This window comes from Rhodococcus jostii NBRC 16295, assembly GCF_001894825.1.
In the GTDB taxonomy this organism is placed as follows: Bacteria; Actinomycetota; Actinomycetes; order Mycobacteriales; family Mycobacteriaceae; genus Rhodococcus_F; species Rhodococcus_F jostii.
Genome location: NZ_BCWY01000092.1, coordinates 1 through 15,266, shown reverse-complemented (window position 1 = coordinate 15,266; position 15,266 = coordinate 1). Strand labels below are relative to the sequence as shown.

Sequence of the window (15,266 nt, the reverse complement as noted above, 5' to 3'; positions counted from 1 at the left end):
CGTTTGTTCAACCAGGCGAGGAAGCCATGTTTACATCGATCGAGGGTCGCTCCGTTATCGTCACCGGCGGCAGCAAGGGAATCGGGCGAGGCATCGCGCGGGTGTTCGCCTCCGCCGGTGCCAACGTCTTGATCACCGCCCGTGACGACGACGCATTATCCACCGCCGCGGTCGAGTTGAGTGGCCTGCGCGGAAAGGTGACCACCCTGTCGGTCGATGTCGCCGATCCCGCGGCGTGCCGGGAGATGGTGAACGCCGCAGTCGAGCGGCACGGTGGACTCGATGTGATGTGCGCAAACGCTGGGGTGTTTCCCTCCTGCCGGCTCGAAGACCTCGGCCCGGCCGACCTCGACGGCGTGTTGGACGTCAACTTCAAGGGGACCGTCTACTCGGTGCAGGCGGCCCTTCCTGCGCTGACCGCCTCCGGCCGCGGGCGCATCGTCATCACCTCCTCGATCACCGGGCCCATCACCGGCTACCCCGGCTGGTCGCACTACGGCGCGAGCAAGGCAGCCCAGCTCGGCTTCGTCCGCACGGCGGCGATGGAACTGGCCAAACGCAAGATCACCATCAACGCCGTGCTGCCGGGCAACATCAAGACCGAGGGTCTCGACGGCATGGGCCAGCAGTATCTCGACCGGATGGCCGCCGCGGTGCCACAAGGCAGGCTCGGCGCGGTCGCGGATATCGGTAACGCCGCATTGTTCCTCGCCACCGACGAGGCCGGCTATATCACCGGGCAGACACTGGTGGTCGACGGCGGTCAGGTGCTGCCCGAATCCGCCGACGCGTTGGACGAGATCTGACTACGAATCGTCCGAACTCGTGGCAATCAATGAGGCGAGCTCCGAGCGCCGCCGCAGGCCACATTTCGCCAGGACGTGCGCGACGTGGGTATCCACGGTGCGCTTGCCGATGATCAGTTCTGCCGCAATTTCCTTGTTCGTCATGCCCTGCGTCACCAGCCGGGCGATTTCCCATTCCCGTGGGGTGAGGCTCTCCAGGGCCGCCGAGGGCTTCGGTGCGGTGGAAACCCGGCCGCGGTCGGGAATGCTCCGGTGCTCGATGGGCACTCGGCCACTCTCCGGGACACCAACGCGGGCCGCAGGCAGCGCCAAGGTCGCGATCCCGTCGAAACCGAGGCGCGCACCCTTCTCGGTGGAGCGCTTGAAATCACGATCCGTCATATTGGCCTCGATCGTTGCCAGGCACGACCCGCGGTACTCCATCAGCCGATGCAGGCCCATCACCGACGAACCGCTCGCAGACCAATAGGCGCCCGTCGCCCCCAGCAGCGCCGCCGCCTCCGAGTACTTGCCGTTCTCTGCGGCGATCCACGCGAAGAGTTCGCCGACCAGCGCGATACCGAGCTGATCCTCGATGGTCGTCATCCCGGTCAGCGCCGTTGCGGCAATCGCTGCAGCACGTTCGGTGGATTTCTGCATGAAAGCGCACAGTGCCTGTACCCAACGGGCCAACGAATTGCACCATTGATCGCCATAACGGTCGCAGATGGCGATACTTTCCCGACAACACTCCTCGGCGAGATCGAACTCTCGGTAGAGGCAATATACCTCGCCGAGGTGAAACAGAAACAGGGCGGTGGCCAGCTGATCGCCGCGCTGCTTTGCTTCCGCGATCGCCGTTGTATAGAGCTCGACGCCAGCCGCGTAGTCGTCCTGGAAGCACCGCACCGCGCCCAACAGTGCTCGCCCAAACGATGCCGCTCGAGCATCACCTTGTCGTGCGGCTTCCGAGAGGCACTCCTGTAGCCGAACTTCGGCGCCGGTGACCTCACCGGTGATCAACAGATTCCACCCGAGGACCCAGAGCGCACGCGCCGAATACGGTATGCCGAAGTTGTGCACGCGATTCCACGCGTGTTCGGACCACAGCCGGCCTTCCTTCAGGTGCCCGCAACCGAGCCAATAGAACCAGAGGTCGGCCACCATGGTGGTGGCCGTCCCGGAGCGTTCGGGAGTTTCGAGCGCCCAGTCGAATGCGGCGCGCATGTTCGAAATCTCGCTCGCCACAATCGACCTCGACCGAAACTGATTCGGACCGAACCAGTCACCCTCCGCCTGCGCGGCCAGCGCGGCATAGTAATGCAGGTGGCGATCACGCAGATCTGCCGGCGAAGCGGAAAGTTCGAAGGAGCCGGCGTCGCGTTCGAGCATCAACTGGCCGAACTCGCGAATGGTGTCCAGCATTTGAAATCGAATCGTATCTCTCGATCGCCGACGCGTCAGGATCGAATGCTGAACGAGACCCTCCACGACCTCTCCGACATCCGCCGTCGGTCCTAGTGCGCAGATATGTCGGACGGCATCCAGCCCGGCGGATCCGACAAATACCGAGAACTGCGCCCACAGTGACTTCTCCGCGACGCTGCACTGATCCCAGGTCCACTCCAGCAGTGTCCACAGGCTGCGATGCCTGGGATGCATATCGCGGGGTCCACCTTTGAGCAGCCCGAAGCGATCGGTCAGCCGCTGGCTGATCTCCTGAATTGGCATCGTCCGGGTTCGCAACGCGGCCAACTCGATTGCCAATGGCAACCCGTCAAGTCGGATGCACAATTGAACGACATCGTTTTCCGCCCGGGAGTCGTACTCCCAGCCGCCAACTGCCTGTGCCCGATCGCGAAAGAGGGTCACCGCGTCGTTGAGCACCTCCGATTGCGCACCCTGATCGGTATCGGGGATGAACGGGTGAACGTTCAGCACATATTCCGCGCTGATGTCGAGCGGTGTGCGTGATGTCGCGAGTATCTTCACCTCCGGACACTGCGCCAAGAGATGTGCTGCAGTATCGGCGATTTCTTCGGTGAGTTTGTCGCAGTTGTCGAGTATCAGCATCAGATTCTTGTCCCGGAGTTGCTCGACCAACGAGAGCACAGTTGCCGGACCCGGCGTGGAGTCCTGGATCGCCTGCTGGATGAACTTGCCGTCCTGAACGAAATTGAAATCGGTCAGCCACACGCCATCCCGGAAAGCGCGCTGGATTGCCAGCCCGGCCGATCTGGCAAGGCGGGACTTTCCCACCCCACCGATGCCGGTCAGCGTCAGCAGCCGCGTCTTGCGCAGCAGGGTCCTGATCTCCCGAGTTTCTTGACCGCGTCCGACGAAGCTCGTGACGTCGGCCGAAATGTTGTGCCGGGCGGTTCTGGGGATCGCGGCCGCGCCCGATCCGGTTGCTCCGAGTTTTCGGGACTGCTCGGTGGCGAGTGCGGTGGGCATCGCCATTTCGTTGACCGCCAACCCCTTGCGACGTTGCACGGCGCGCAGCTCCTCGCCGTATTCGGTGGTACTTGTCGGGCGGTCCTTGGGGTCCTGCGCCATTGCCCGTTCGATGACCGCGGCAATGTCGGAGGGGAGGTCGTAGTCGTGCAGGGACGGAATCGGTTCGTTTGTGATGCGAAGGAATTGCGCAACAACATCTTCGCCGCTGCGCCGTTCGAACGCGGCGTGGCCGGTGACCGCGCAGAACAGGGTGGCGCCGAGTCCGTAGAGGTCGGAAGCGACGCTTGCCGGTTCGCCGCGGAGCACTTCGGGTGCGGTGAATGCCGGGGAGCCGAGGATGATCCCGGCGGCGGTTTGCACTCCGCCGGTGATTCGCGCTATGCCGAAGTCGGTCAGTTCGGGTTCGCCGTATTCGGTGAGTAGGATGTTGCCGGGTTTGACATCGCGATGCAGGATGTCGATGCGGTGTGCGGCGGCGAGCGCACCAGCAATCTTTACACCCAGCCGCAGCGCGTCGGCCCAGCCGATCGGGCCATGCTCGCGAATGTGCGTTTCGAGCGATTCTTGGCGATGGTAGGGCATCACGATGTAGGGCCGTCCGCTCCCGGTCGCGCCGGTGTGCAGGATTGTGACGATATTGGGGTGCCCGGAGAGTCGGCCCATCGCGTGCTGTTCTTCGATGAACCGTTGAAAGTTCTCTTCGTCGAGGTCCGCGGTCAGTACCTTGACCGCTACCGTGCGTTCGAGTGCGGGTTGCTCGCAGCGGTAGACGACACCGAACCCGCCATGCGCAATCTCGTGTGCATCCTGGAATCCTTCGGCAGCCAACTCGGCGGCAATATCTACCGCGGGCGCGCGCTGGGTGGCCAGCGGGTCGACTTCAGCCATTGGCCGTCCCAAGCTCGGCGAACACGTGCATCGATGGACGAATCCTGTCACTCAAGTCTATCTCGGGACGGGGCGATACCGTGGCGCCGAATCGCCAGCGCGCCGGCCGGCGGCCGTGTGTCAGCCTGCTGAGCGGAGGCTGTCCTCGTCCTCGAGCACCCAGCCCGGGATGTAGAACGAAACCGTGAAGCCTGCCTGGTCGAGGTGAGCAGCGACCTCTGTGCGGAGTTGATGTGGAATCGGTGGGTTGTCGGCCATGCGGATCACCGCGCCGTCGGCGACGCCCGTCGTCACGGCATCGGCGATCAGCCCTGCCAACAACCGCGGCGACGCAGGGAAGGGGATCGCCGACTGATTCGCGGACTCGGGCTTTCCGGTCGTATCGATCCGAAGCAGGGTCAGCGGAAAGCTTGTGTCGGGTTCCTGGCTCAGCCTGCTGGTCAGTACCGCCGCTTCCCGCAAATTATCGGCGTCCAACAGGTGCGGCTTCAGCTCGCCAGCCGCGGCGGTCGGTGTGAACATCGGCTGGGCACCGCGGCGCGTCACGAACAGGGTCACCCGCTTGGCTGCGGTCGACGGATTAGGCATGGCGAACTCCGGCGAACTTGCTTCGGAAGAACAGCAGCGGTGCACGGTCGGTGTCGCTTGAGATCGATTGCAGCGCCAGCAGCACCAGGAAGTGATCACCGGCTTGTATGGGCTCGCTGGGTGTGGCCTCAAACCAGGCCGCGGCTTCATCGATGACGACCGCACCGGAGTCGGCAACCGAATAGTTGATGTCGTCGAATCGGCTGTCTGCTTCGCCCATCGACAGCTGTTTTCCGCAGGCTGCCTGTGGTTCGGCCAGAATGCTTGCCCCGATCACCGCTGCCTTACTGAGTACCGGCCACGTGCTGGATTCGCTGCGAATCGACACGACCACCAGCGGTGGATCCAACGACACGTTGGTGAACGAGCTCACCGCCATGCCGATGGGTGCCCCGTCGACCATGGCGGCGAGAGCGAGTACACCGCTGGGCATCCCGCCGTAGAACGACCGCAATGCACGCTGGTCAAAGGCGGTGGTCGGAGAGGTCAGTGTTTCGGTGGTCGTCATTTCGCTGCGCTTTCGTCGAGGGCAGGGACACTTCGTTGCTGGTGAAACGAGTCTGTGACATAGGCAATAGCAGGTAATCGGTCGGAATACCGATCTCGATACGGATTCGCCCTCAAACTCGGTATGCGCTCCGCAATATGACCGATCCGCCGGAGCATCCAGCATCGACATGCTTGAACGCCATGACGACGATCTTCGTCGCCACCACATTGGTCACCACCCCAAAGGATGGCGTAACGCATGAGTCCAATCGATACCGCAGTTCACACCCCGGCCAGGTCCGGCGTCATCACCCGTGTCGCCGCCGGCATGCTCCCGATTGCGGGCGCCGCGGCGGTCTGGGGCGCCTTGCTCGGCCCGGCATGGACGTATGTCCCGGCGCAGCCACAAGCCAACGTCCCCGCCGCGGAGCTGTCGTTTGCCGCGCTCGCCGCCGCCACCGCCGAAAGCACCTCCTCGGTGCAGGTGGCCTATTTCAGCTGGCTTGCGTGGGCGTTCGCGGTGGTCACGACGGCGTTGATGATCCTGCTCGCGATAACCCGAAACCTCCTGATCGCCGCGCTGTCCGTGGTTGCCGGTGCGTTCCAGTTGGTGGTGACAGTATTGGCGGTCAAGGGTCCGCTGCCTTGGTCGGTGTTTTTCGAGGGGCTGCCCAACATTCGCATCGGCGCGGTGCTTGCGTTGTCAGCAATTGCCCTGCTGATCGCGGGCGGCGTGTTTGTCCTGACCGCGACCAAACCCAGCCGCAGTCCGATTGGGAAGTAAGGGCTCGTCGTGAATCAAGTCAGTGGGGTAGTCGGCAGTGGGGAGTGACGGTCAGCCTGGAGGTCGTCGTGGTGGCGCCGATGAGGGTGATCATCGTCTCGCGGCTGTCCAGGCGAGTACTGCCGCACCGTCTCCTCGAACGTCGCGGTGTCGGGGATGACATTGTGCGCGTCGCCGCTTTGACCACACCGACCGTGATCACAGCTCCGAGTGACATGGTCTGCAACGAAGCGATCATTTCCGCGTCGGCGACCACCGGATCCTTCGCCGTGTGCGGCATGGAACCGTGCCCGCCGGCGCCCCGCATGGTGACGGACAGAACGGGAGGCCGAGAGCACTGGGCCGGGCCTATGCAGAACAGCCCAGTGGGCAATTTGCTTGAGAACACGTCCATGCCGTGGGCGAAGTCGGCGCGGCGACCGCTCGCGTCGAGAACACCTTCGGTGATCATCGCTGCGGTGCCGTCCCAAGCCCTCCTCGCCTGTGGCTGGAAGACCACCTGACCCGCGACCCGATCCCGGTGTTGCGATAGCAGGTGCGCGGCACCAATCAACGCGGCGGTGTGCAGGTCATGGCCGCATGCATGGTTGGCACCGTTGCTCGATGCGAACTCCTTGTTCGCCTGCTCTTCGATCGGCAAGGCGTCCATGTCGGCACGCGACATCACCGTGGCAGGCTCGGTTGGGTTCCGGCGGTCGCGCGTACCACAGCAGTCACCGAAGACAGCGACTCGCCGATCGAGATCTAGAGTGGCGCACCCTGGACACGGGGCTGGGTGCGCTGCAGGTTGAGTGCCACCTCCGGCTCGCGGTGCAGCCTGCGGCGCAGGTCTCGACCAGAACATCCTGCATCGCGTCGGCGTCGGCCTTGACACTCGTGTGGCCATCTGTGTCTTGGGTTGGTAGGCGCCGTCCCAAGCCATTGCGCCCAGGGAATGCGCTCGGCAAGTGCTCGCGCGGTCAAACTCCGGAGCCTGCGTCTGATGGATCAGCCAAATACCATGGTTCAAGGTTGTGGCTTACATGACCCGTTCGACACCGCAAAGGCTGTCCGAACCGCCCGAGAATGCGTGCACCGGTCTTGGCTGAGCCCTTCCCGCGATTCGGTATGTACTCCGCACAATGACGGATTCGCGAGCGCTCAGTCGTCGTCATGCTTAAACCCGAGAAGCAATTCAGCGGTCGGGCTCGGCTAACGATTTCGAAGCGAAAGAGAAACCCATGACTCGAGAACTGTCGGATACGACACGAGCGGTTGCGGCGGACCGGAAAGCAGTGTTCGCCGCTGTGGATGCGTTGCGCGACGACATGACCTCGGTGCTGTCCGACGTCATCTCGATTCCCAGCGTGAACCCGAAGTATCCCGGTCAGTCCTACGACGACGTCGTCGGCTCCGAGGGCCGGGTCAGCGACCTGCTCGGGGAGATCTATCAGGATGCCGGGGCAGAGGTCGAGAAATGGGCCGTTGAACCCGGGCGGACAAACGCGGTCGGAACCATCTCCGGCACCGGCGGTGGCAAGTCGCTGATCTTCAACGGCCACGTCGATGTTGTGCCGCCGGGCAACGCCGACCGCTGGACCTCCGGCGATCCGTTCTCCGGCCGCATCGACGACGACCGGGTCTGGGGTCGTGGCGCGAGCGACATGAAGGCCGGACTGGTGGCGCAGGCGTTCGCGGTCAAAGCCCTTGCCCGCGCCGGAGTTCGGCTGCAGGGGGATCTGATCATCGAGGCCGTCGTGGGCGAGGAAGTGATGGACCACGAGTGCGGAGTCTCGTCCACCCTGGAGCGTGGCTACCGCGCCGATGCCGCGGTGGTAGCCGAGCCCAGTGGCCCAACCACTCTCGGGGTCATTCCGGTCACCCCCGGGCTGTTGTGGTTCTCGGTCACCATCGGCGGCAAGACCACACATTCCTCGATGCGCGGTCAGACGATCCGCGCCGGCGGCGGCGGGTCCAGTGTCGGCGTCAACGCCATCGACAAGGGCATGCTCGTCTTCCAGGCACTGCAGCGACTGGAAGAGGAGTGGGCGTTCACCAAGACCCACCCGCTGTTCGCGCCCGGACACTTCACCATTCACCCCGGCGTGGTCACCGGCGGACCACACGGGGTTCTGGTGCCGTTCTTCCTTTCCGAGTACATGACGATCGAGTACTGCGTGTGGTACCCGCCGCAGGACGACCCAGAGAACGTGAAACGCGAGATCGAAGCACAAATCGACGCGATAGCACGGACAGATGGTTGGCTCCGCGAGCATCCACCCGTGGTCGAATGGAAACTCAACTGGCCCGCCAACAACCCCGGTGAGGCGGCGGCCGACATCACCGCCGCCGTGTCAGCAGCCCACGTCGCGGCCGCCGGCAACACCCCGTATGCGGGCCCGGCAACCGTCGCCGGGTTCTGCGCCGTCGAGGACTGCTCGTTCCTCACCAACGCCGGAGTCCCCGCAATCAGCTACGGACCCGGTGACCTGCGCGTTTCGCACGCCGACGACGAGTATTGCCTGATCGACGAAGTGCACACCGCTGCCAAGACTTACGCCGCCCTCGCCCTCGACTGGTGCTCGCCGAGCACCGTCTGAACCGGGAGTAATCCACGATGTACCTGACCCAATCACTGCACCGGGAGCTGCAACAGAACCCGTCCAAGGTGGCAACGATATTCGGCGACCGCGTGCGCACTGTCGCCGAATCGGTAGACCGCATCGCGCGACTCGGCGGAGCGCTGCGCGCACTGGGCGTGCAGCCGGGTGACCGCGTCGCATATCTCGGCCTGAATTCGGATCGCTATTACGAGTACCTGTTCGCGGTGCCGTGGATCGGCGCGGTGGTGAACCCAGTCAACATCCGGTGGAGCCCTGCCGAGATCGGCTACTCGCTGCTCGATTCCGGCACCCGCGTGTTGCTGGTCGACGACGCGTTCGCGAAACTTCTGCCGGCGCTGCAGGATCAGTTCGACGGCCTGCACACGGTGATCTTCACCGGTGAGGGTGAGACCCCGCCGGGCACCCTGCGGTACGAAAACCTGGTCGCGGCACACGAACCGGTCGAGGACACCCACACCGGTGGCGACGCGCTGTTCGGCATCTTCTACACCGGCGGCACCACCGGACATCCGAAGGGTGTCATGATCAGCCACAACAACCTGGTCACCTCGGGTTTAGGGTCGTTGGCCACCGGATATGTCGTTTCTCCCGGCGGCCGGGTCTTGCATGCTGCGCCCATGTTCCACATGGCCGACATCGCGATCTGGACGATGGGCAACCTCGCCTGCTCCACCCACGTGATAATCCCAGCGTTCAGCACCACCGCCACACTGCACGCGATCGCCGATCACCGCGTGACCGACATGCTGTTGGTGCCGACCATGATCCAGATGCTCGTCGACGACCCGGCAGCCCGCGATTTCGACCTGACCAGCGTCGAACACTTCCTCTACGGCGCATCGCCGATTTCGGAGTCCTTGCTCGAACACGGCCGAAAGATCTTCCCGACGGCTGGATTCACCCAGGTGTACGGCATGACCGAACTGTCGCCGGTCACCACCCTGCTGTCCCCGGCCGACCACGACAACCCGGCGCTGAGGCGGTCAGCCGGACGTGCCGTCCCACACGCCGAGGTCCGTATCATCGACGAAAACGACAACGAGGTGCCCCGCGGCACCGTCGGCGAGATCGTCGCGCGCGGCGACCACGTGATGCTCGGCTACTGGAACAAGCCGGAGGCAACCGCGGAAGCGGTGCGCGGCGGCTGGATGCACACCGGCGACGGCGGATACATGAACGACGACGGCTACGTGTTCATCGTCGACCGGATCAAGGACATGATCGTCACCGGCGGCGAGAACGTCTACTCCGCCGAAGTCGAGAACGCGCTGGCCAAACACCCGGCGGTATCCGCGTGTGCGGTGATCGGCGTGCCCGACGAACGGTGGGGTGAACGCGTGCACGCTGTGATGGTGATCAAACCTGGCCAGCACGCCTCCGAAGACGACCTGCGGGAGCACTGCCGGACGCTGATCGCCGGCTATAAGGTGCCCCGCAGTGTTGAGTTCGTCGATGCGCTGCCGATGTCCGGCGCCGGAAAGATTCTCAAAAGAGAACTGCGGCAACCGCACTGGGAAGGTAGGGTGGCTGCAGTGTCCTGAGCCCGGCGTGCGTCGATTCAGCGAGCCGGGTCGAGAACGACCCTGAGGTCGTCGTCCGTGCGAGCGGCGCTCCGCCGCAAGACAAGCAGGTCGCACGCGCAACCTCGACGAGTTCATTGCCCACTACAAACGCGGAGCGATGGCCGGGCTTCGTCCGGATCGCATTCAGCTACTCGAGGCGTTCCAGCCCTTTGCCGATGATCTGGCCGTCCCGGAAGCGAACTGACTCTTGACGACCTGCGTGAATTCGCACGCCAACGACCCGCCGGCAACAAGCTACCCATTCGCCTCGAGATCGCGCTGCAACTGCCGCGAACTCAATCAGGAAAAGTACTCAAATACCAACTGCGCGAGACCTATAGGGGGATGGCATGGCGATCACACAAGAACTACTCGCTGACCTCCGAGCGGAAACCGCCGAACTCGAATCGATGATCGGGGGCATCGACAATGCGGCATGGTCGACGCTGACACCAGCCGCTGGGTGGACGGTTCAAGATCAACTCAACCACCTCGCCTACTTCGACGACGCAACCACCCTCGCAATACGGGACCCCGCCGAGTTCTCACAACTCGCTGACAACCTGATCCACAGTGCGCAGGATTTCGCGGGCGAAATCGCTGAGCAGCAGAGCAACTTGTCCGTCGAGACGACGGGCAACTGGCTCCGCCGCGCGCGACACGACCTCCTCGTCGCGTTCCACGCCACTGAAAACACTCGACGAGTACCGTGGTTCGGCGTCTCCATGAGCCTCGCATCGTCCATGACGGCACGGCTCATGGAAACCTGGGCACATGGGCAGGACATCGCCGACGCGCTGGCAATCGAACGACAGCCAACCACAAGAATTCGACACATTTGCCATCTCGGCGTGCAGACGAGAGCTTTCAGCTATGCGCTGCGCGGCATGGAGGCGCCTACCGAGCCGGTCGAGATTGTGTTGACCGCACCCGACGGAAGCGAATGGCACTGGGGAGAACGGGGCGGCCCAAATAGTGTGTCCGGTTCGGCGTGGGACTTCAGTCTTGTTGTCACCCAGCGTCGCAATATCGCGGACACAGGCTTGATTGTCACCGGTCGTGTTGCAGGTGAGTGGATGTCCATTGCGCAGGCATTCGCCGGCGCTCCGGGGGCGGGGCGAGCGCCGATGGAGGAGCGTTGAAGACAGGCACCACGATTGGAGGTGCAGTATCGAACTAGTGCTCCGGCTATCGGAGACCTCCGTCGTCTACGACCCAATGGCGCGACGGCCGGACTCCACCGAGGGATACTGGCCGCGATCAGACGATCGGGGGTCGTGTCATCATCCCTGGTGAAAACCACATTCCATCGTGGTCGGTGCGGCGGTCAGGAAGGGGCGCACCTCGAGCCACTCGTGGATCGGTTTCCCATCCGCCCCCGTAGCTGCGGACAACTCGCCGGCCAGCTCGAGCGCGCCGAGGGCGGCGGCGAGGGACTGCACCGCGGTGAAGGCGGTGTTGACCGGGCCCATGAACAACAGCATGAACAGGATGAACGTGACCAGCTCGGCGACCGTCAGATGCCCGGTGGCCACCCGGTAACCACCGACGCCGAGGACGACGAGCAGCGAGGCGTGGCCGGTGGTCTGCCGAAGCGGCTCGATCGCGGCACCGGACCGAGCCGCGCGGATGCCGGCGTCGAACGCTGATCGGACCCGGTCGCCGAGCCGCGCCTGTACGCGGTCGGTGGCCCCGTTGACGCGGATGACGCTGATCGCCGACAGGGTTTGGTTCAGATAGCGCGTCAGGTCCCCGAGCCGGGACTGGGTCTCGAACGTCAACGCTCTCAGCCGCCGGGTGATATGAAATGACGCTGCGACCACGATCGCGACGACGAGGAGGGTGACCCCGGCCAGGACGGGGTCGAGCAGCATCATCGCGGTCAGCGCCCCGACCAGGTCGAGGATCCCACCGAGGGGTTCGACGACACCGTCGGTGAGCGCGGCACGCAGCAGGGTGGTGTCCGAGGCGACCCGGGAGACCAGGTCCCCGACGTGGCGGCTGCGGTACTCGCTCATCGGCAACCGCACCAGGTGCCCGATCAGCTCGGTGCGGGCGGTGAGCACCACACTCTCTGCGGTCCGTTGCAGCAGGTAGTACTGGATCGTGGCGAGGACCGCGCCGGCGGCGAGGAGCCCGACCAGCGCCCACACCAGGCCGCTGAGCGGGGCACCGTCGCCGACGGCGGTGATGATCCGGCCCACCAGCAGCGGTTGCACCAGGCTCAGTCCGGCTGCGGCGATGGAGAACACTGCTGCCGCCCCGAGCAGCTTGCGATGCTCACGCACATACGGCCACAACGCACGCACACCTCCCCGTCCGGCAGTGCCTGCGTTTGTTCCCTGCGGCTCCATCCGTCCCCCCCAACCCCGAGAAGCAAGTTCCGCCATCATATTTGGCTCGGACCCGAATCTCTGGTTGATCCACCGATGACCGATCTCCCCAGAATGCGGGTAGCCGTGTCGGGATCTGACTGGCGATCCATCCGCTTCCGAGCTCTTGAGCTCCCTGTTCTGCGTGTCGCGCACGTGCCGGCCAGGGGTTTGGCTGCGATGATCACTTGATGTGTTGCACTCGGATATTGCCCGTTCTCGTCGCCGCATCCGTTGCTCTGACGGGGTGCGCAGAGGACTCGCCACCGGCGCCGGCCCCGGTGATCGTGTCCTTCGACGACGGGTGGGGTCAGATCTTCGTGGCCAACGTAGACGGCAGCGGCCTGCGGCAGATCACCCCGACCGTGGCTGACGACATGTCCGACGGCCGGTACGGAAACTACGCCGCCCTGTCACCGGACGGCGCGCAGTTGGCCTACACCCGCGGAGGCAGGTTCATCGACGTCGTGGATCTCGAATCGGGTGAGGTGAGGACTGTTCACGAGGGCGGCTCTCAGCCTGTCTTCTCGCCGGACGGGTCCACGATCGCGTTCACGAGCGGCGACAGAATCAGCCTTATGAACGCCGACGGTTCCGACGCGCACGTCGTCGCTCCGGAGGGATCCGGGGTGAGGTTCTCGCCGGACGGGTCACGGATTATCTTCAACGTCAACGGATACATTGTCGAGATGCCGGCGACGGGCGGAGAATCGAAGGTGCTTCTGCGGGACCAGTTCTGGAACTCGGACCCTGCGTACTCACCCGACGGTTCCACGCTGGTCTTCTCGAGCAACCGCGGCGGCAACAACGGCTCCGAGATCTACTCGATGCCCGCCGGCGGTGGAGAGATCATCCGGCTGACCGACACGTACGCGGTGCATCCGCAGTTCACCCCCGACGGCTCCCGCATCCTCTACACCAGAGCAACGACGCTGTCGGGTGAGCCGGTTGTCGACATATCCACCCCGAACCGTGCGGAGCTCGCCTCGATGAATCCCGACGGCTCCGACCAGAAGCGGTTCACGCCTCGTTCGATTACCGCCCAGTATCCGAGCGTCGGAGGGGGCAGTGATATCAGTGAGTAATTGTGAAGGTGATCGCGCGGTTGTCGAGAAACGTTCCGACCGTCACCTCGGGTGTGCTGCTCCGGGTTCCGACGAATGAGTGCGTCACAGTGTCGCTGCTCGGGTAGCTCAGGACCTGGACCACTGCTGATGCGTCGTCGTCGGGTGTGAGGCGCATGGGTTGTCCAGGGCTCGCTCCGTGAGTCGAGTCAACGGAGGTCAAGTCGATCTGCAGAATGCGCGTCCCCGAAATCGGTACGGTGCCGTTCGTGCCTCGAAGGAAGGGCATCTGGATGAAGCGGGCGGACCAGCCCATCGATCCGTTGCTACCGAGGCCGAAAGTGACAGTGGTGGCCGGTGGGGATCGGTTTGAGGTCGACTGAATCCAGAGTTGGTTGAGCAGGAGCGGGGAGATGTTCGCCAGGCTGCATGGGCACCAATCCGGTAGGCGCAGGCGGGGGATTGCCGACGCGAAGTTGCCCGGAGAACGACTCGAACTGTTGACACTGAGCATCCCGTGTCGTCTCAACCGTGCCGGTGCTCGGATGGTTCTCGTCCGGTACCTCGCACGCGATCGACAGATCAGAACCGAAAGGGAAGCATGAGGGCACTCACACTCGTCTTGTTTCGCCGGATCATCGATCCGCTACTGACGATATCTTCTGTGCCACAGACGTTATAGTCCGCCGCCGACTCCGCCGCCGCTGCTGTTGAAGGGAAAGATCGCGGTATGGGACCCGTCCATGCGTCGAGGTGAGACCGACGAATAGGGGCTCGGGTTCTGGTCATGGAGAAGTCCTCGGAGTCCACGGAGGGGGTCTCGTAACGTCATCCTCTGGAACCAGTGTCTCAGGTCGGGCGCGGGCTCAGACTCGTACGGGATCGGTTCCTTGCGCACGTAGTGCTCCATAACCCCAGGTTAGTCGGCGAAACGGCCGCCAGGTGTCAACGTCGTCACCCAATCCGATCATCGCATTTAGCCGAAGATCGGGCCGAAGATCGTTATCAGTGGGTACACCGTGTACCAGTAATGGTCACCGAGCCAGTACCACATCGGGGAAGGGGACATCGGGGATCCTCTCGTCGATCGCACGACAAGTGCTCGCGGCTACCCCGACCTACGTCAACGTTCGCCCAGTTGGCCAGGCTCTGTCAACCGAGCCCCGCACGTCAAGGACGCCAGGAACTCTGAAGGATCGACGACCGGTCAACGATCTCCGCTAACGACCATTTCTGGGGCACCTCCGATCCGAGCACCGGCTCTCCCTCTCGCTGCGACCGCGCGGAGTAGAACGGGAAGATGGGGAAGGCAGGCAGCGGTTGTGCTCTACGTGCTCGCGCTGGTAGCCGTCGTGGTCGGCGTGGACGTGCTGTTCTTCAGGCACCACTTCTGGGAGCGGCTGCTGGTGAACGTCGGCATCGTCCTGGTGTTCGCGGCGTTCTATTTGAGGTTCCTGAGGGTTCATGAGCGCAGCCGCTGCAATTTCAACCCGAAGTAGCGCGCACCTATCCAGGGCAGATAGACCGGTGCACCGTTAGCCCCCATTGGGCCAGGCCGCACGAGGCTATAGCCCCGGCTCTCTCATCGTCACGCTCGCCGTCGCGGCGATCTGGTCGGTCTTCCAATGACGCGTGACGTCCTCGACGAGGGATCGCGAACGCGAGCGGTTCGCC

The 15,266-nt window shown here is 63.9% G+C and carries 13 protein-coding genes; 7 read left to right on the top strand and 6 right to left on the bottom strand.

The features are described from left to right. Window positions 1-26 precede the first annotated feature (26 nt). On the top strand, window positions 27-806 hold the full coding sequence (gene fabG, locus RJ1_RS36830) for a 3-oxoacyl-ACP reductase FabG (protein WP_073368007.1): 780 nt from the start codon (window positions 27-29) through the stop codon (window positions 804-806). Here fabG and RJ1_RS36825 read toward each other — a convergent pair whose 3' ends face one another. The 3 genes from RJ1_RS36825 to RJ1_RS36815 form a co-directional block, all read right to left on the bottom strand. Continuing rightward, complete coding sequence (locus tag RJ1_RS36825; RefSeq protein ID WP_073368004.1) at window positions 807-4,130, bottom strand: protein kinase domain-containing protein; 3,324 nt, start codon at window positions 4,128-4,130, stop codon at window positions 807-809. A gap of 120 nt (window positions 4,131-4,250) precedes the next feature. Continuing rightward, a complete protein-coding gene (locus tag RJ1_RS36820) occupies window positions 4,251-4,688 on the bottom strand; it encodes a hypothetical protein (protein ID WP_073368001.1) in 438 nt (145 codons plus the stop codon). Window positions 4,689-4,710: 22 nt separating this feature from the next. Continuing rightward, window positions 4,711-5,226 carry a flavin reductase family protein gene (locus RJ1_RS36815; protein ID WP_073367999.1) on the bottom strand — a complete coding sequence of 172 codons (516 nt, stop codon included), beginning with the start codon at window positions 5,224-5,226 and terminating at the stop codon, window positions 4,711-4,713. A 240-nt stretch (window positions 5,227-5,466) separates the two neighbouring features. Between RJ1_RS36815 and RJ1_RS36810 the strand changes: the two genes are divergently transcribed. Then, complete coding sequence (locus tag RJ1_RS36810) at window positions 5,467-5,991, top strand: hypothetical protein (protein WP_073367995.1); 525 nt, start codon at window positions 5,467-5,469, stop codon at window positions 5,989-5,991. A gap of 19 nt (window positions 5,992-6,010) precedes the next feature. Here RJ1_RS36810 and RJ1_RS36805 read toward each other — a convergent pair whose 3' ends face one another. Next, window positions 6,011-6,640, bottom strand: coding sequence for a M20/M25/M40 family metallo-hydrolase (locus tag RJ1_RS36805; protein WP_162850298.1), 630 nt, complete (start codon window positions 6,638-6,640; stop codon window positions 6,011-6,013). 571 nt (window positions 6,641-7,211) lie between these two features. Between RJ1_RS36805 and RJ1_RS36800 the strand changes: the two genes are divergently transcribed. From RJ1_RS36800 to RJ1_RS36790, 3 genes are all read left to right on the top strand, one after another. After that, window positions 7,212-8,570, top strand: coding sequence for an ArgE/DapE family deacylase (locus RJ1_RS36800; protein WP_073367989.1), 1,359 nt, complete (start codon window positions 7,212-7,214; stop codon window positions 8,568-8,570). A 17-nt stretch (window positions 8,571-8,587) separates the two neighbouring features. After that, on the top strand, window positions 8,588-10,135 hold the full coding sequence (locus RJ1_RS36795) for a long-chain-fatty-acid--CoA ligase (RefSeq protein ID WP_073367986.1): 1,548 nt from the start codon (window positions 8,588-8,590) through the stop codon (window positions 10,133-10,135). Window positions 10,136-10,506: 371 nt separating this feature from the next. Next, on the top strand, window positions 10,507-11,298 hold the full coding sequence (locus tag RJ1_RS36790; protein WP_073367983.1) for a TIGR03084 family metal-binding protein: 792 nt from the start codon (window positions 10,507-10,509) through the stop codon (window positions 11,296-11,298). A gap of 141 nt (window positions 11,299-11,439) precedes the next feature. On the opposite strand, the gene RJ1_RS36785 is transcribed toward RJ1_RS36790, so the two are convergent. Beyond that, window positions 11,440-12,465, bottom strand: coding sequence for an ABC transporter ATP-binding protein (locus RJ1_RS36785; protein WP_073367981.1), 1,026 nt, complete (start codon window positions 12,463-12,465; stop codon window positions 11,440-11,442). A 272-nt stretch (window positions 12,466-12,737) separates the two neighbouring features. Here RJ1_RS36785 and RJ1_RS36780 point away from each other — a divergent pair, with 272 nt between their 5' ends. Continuing rightward, on the top strand, window positions 12,738-13,613 hold the full coding sequence (locus RJ1_RS36780) for a TolB family protein (RefSeq protein ID WP_162850297.1): 876 nt from the start codon (window positions 12,738-12,740) through the stop codon (window positions 13,611-13,613). Here RJ1_RS36780 and RJ1_RS49415 read toward each other — a convergent pair. After that, on the bottom strand, window positions 13,603-13,881 hold the full coding sequence (locus tag RJ1_RS49415; RefSeq protein ID WP_420820353.1) for a hypothetical protein: 279 nt from the start codon (window positions 13,879-13,881) through the stop codon (window positions 13,603-13,605). The genes RJ1_RS36780 and RJ1_RS49415 overlap by 11 nt on opposite strands. Window positions 13,882-14,914: 1,033 nt before the next feature. Here RJ1_RS49415 and RJ1_RS46990 point away from each other — a divergent pair. Further along, on the top strand, window positions 14,915-15,091 hold the full coding sequence (locus tag RJ1_RS46990) for a hypothetical protein (protein WP_162850285.1): 177 nt from the start codon (window positions 14,915-14,917) through the stop codon (window positions 15,089-15,091). Window positions 15,092-15,266 lie beyond the last annotated feature (175 nt).

Coding starts and splice junctions, on each gene's coding strand:
- RJ1_RS36795 (WP_073367986.1), top strand. CDS start 8,588: ATGTACCTGACCCAATCACTGCACCGGGAGCTGCAACAGAACCCGTCC.
- RJ1_RS36805 (WP_162850298.1), bottom strand. CDS start 6,640: ATGGACGCCTTGCCGATCGAAGAGCAGGCGAACAAGGAGTTCGCATCG.
- RJ1_RS36815 (WP_073367999.1), bottom strand. CDS start 5,226: ATGACGACCACCGAAACACTGACCTCTCCGACCACCGCCTTTGACCAG.
- RJ1_RS49415 (WP_420820353.1), bottom strand. CDS start 13,881: ATGCCCTTCCTTCGAGGCACGAACGGCACCGTACCGATTTCGGGGACG.
- RJ1_RS36800 (WP_073367989.1), top strand. CDS start 7,212: ATGACTCGAGAACTGTCGGATACGACACGAGCGGTTGCGGCGGACCGG.
- RJ1_RS36790 (WP_073367983.1), top strand. CDS start 10,507: ATGGCGATCACACAAGAACTACTCGCTGACCTCCGAGCGGAAACCGCC.
- RJ1_RS36825 (WP_073368004.1), bottom strand. CDS start 4,130: ATGGCTGAAGTCGACCCGCTGGCCACCCAGCGCGCGCCCGCGGTAGAT.
- fabG (WP_073368007.1), top strand. CDS start 27: ATGTTTACATCGATCGAGGGTCGCTCCGTTATCGTCACCGGCGGCAGC.
- RJ1_RS36810 (WP_073367995.1), top strand. CDS start 5,467: ATGAGTCCAATCGATACCGCAGTTCACACCCCGGCCAGGTCCGGCGTC.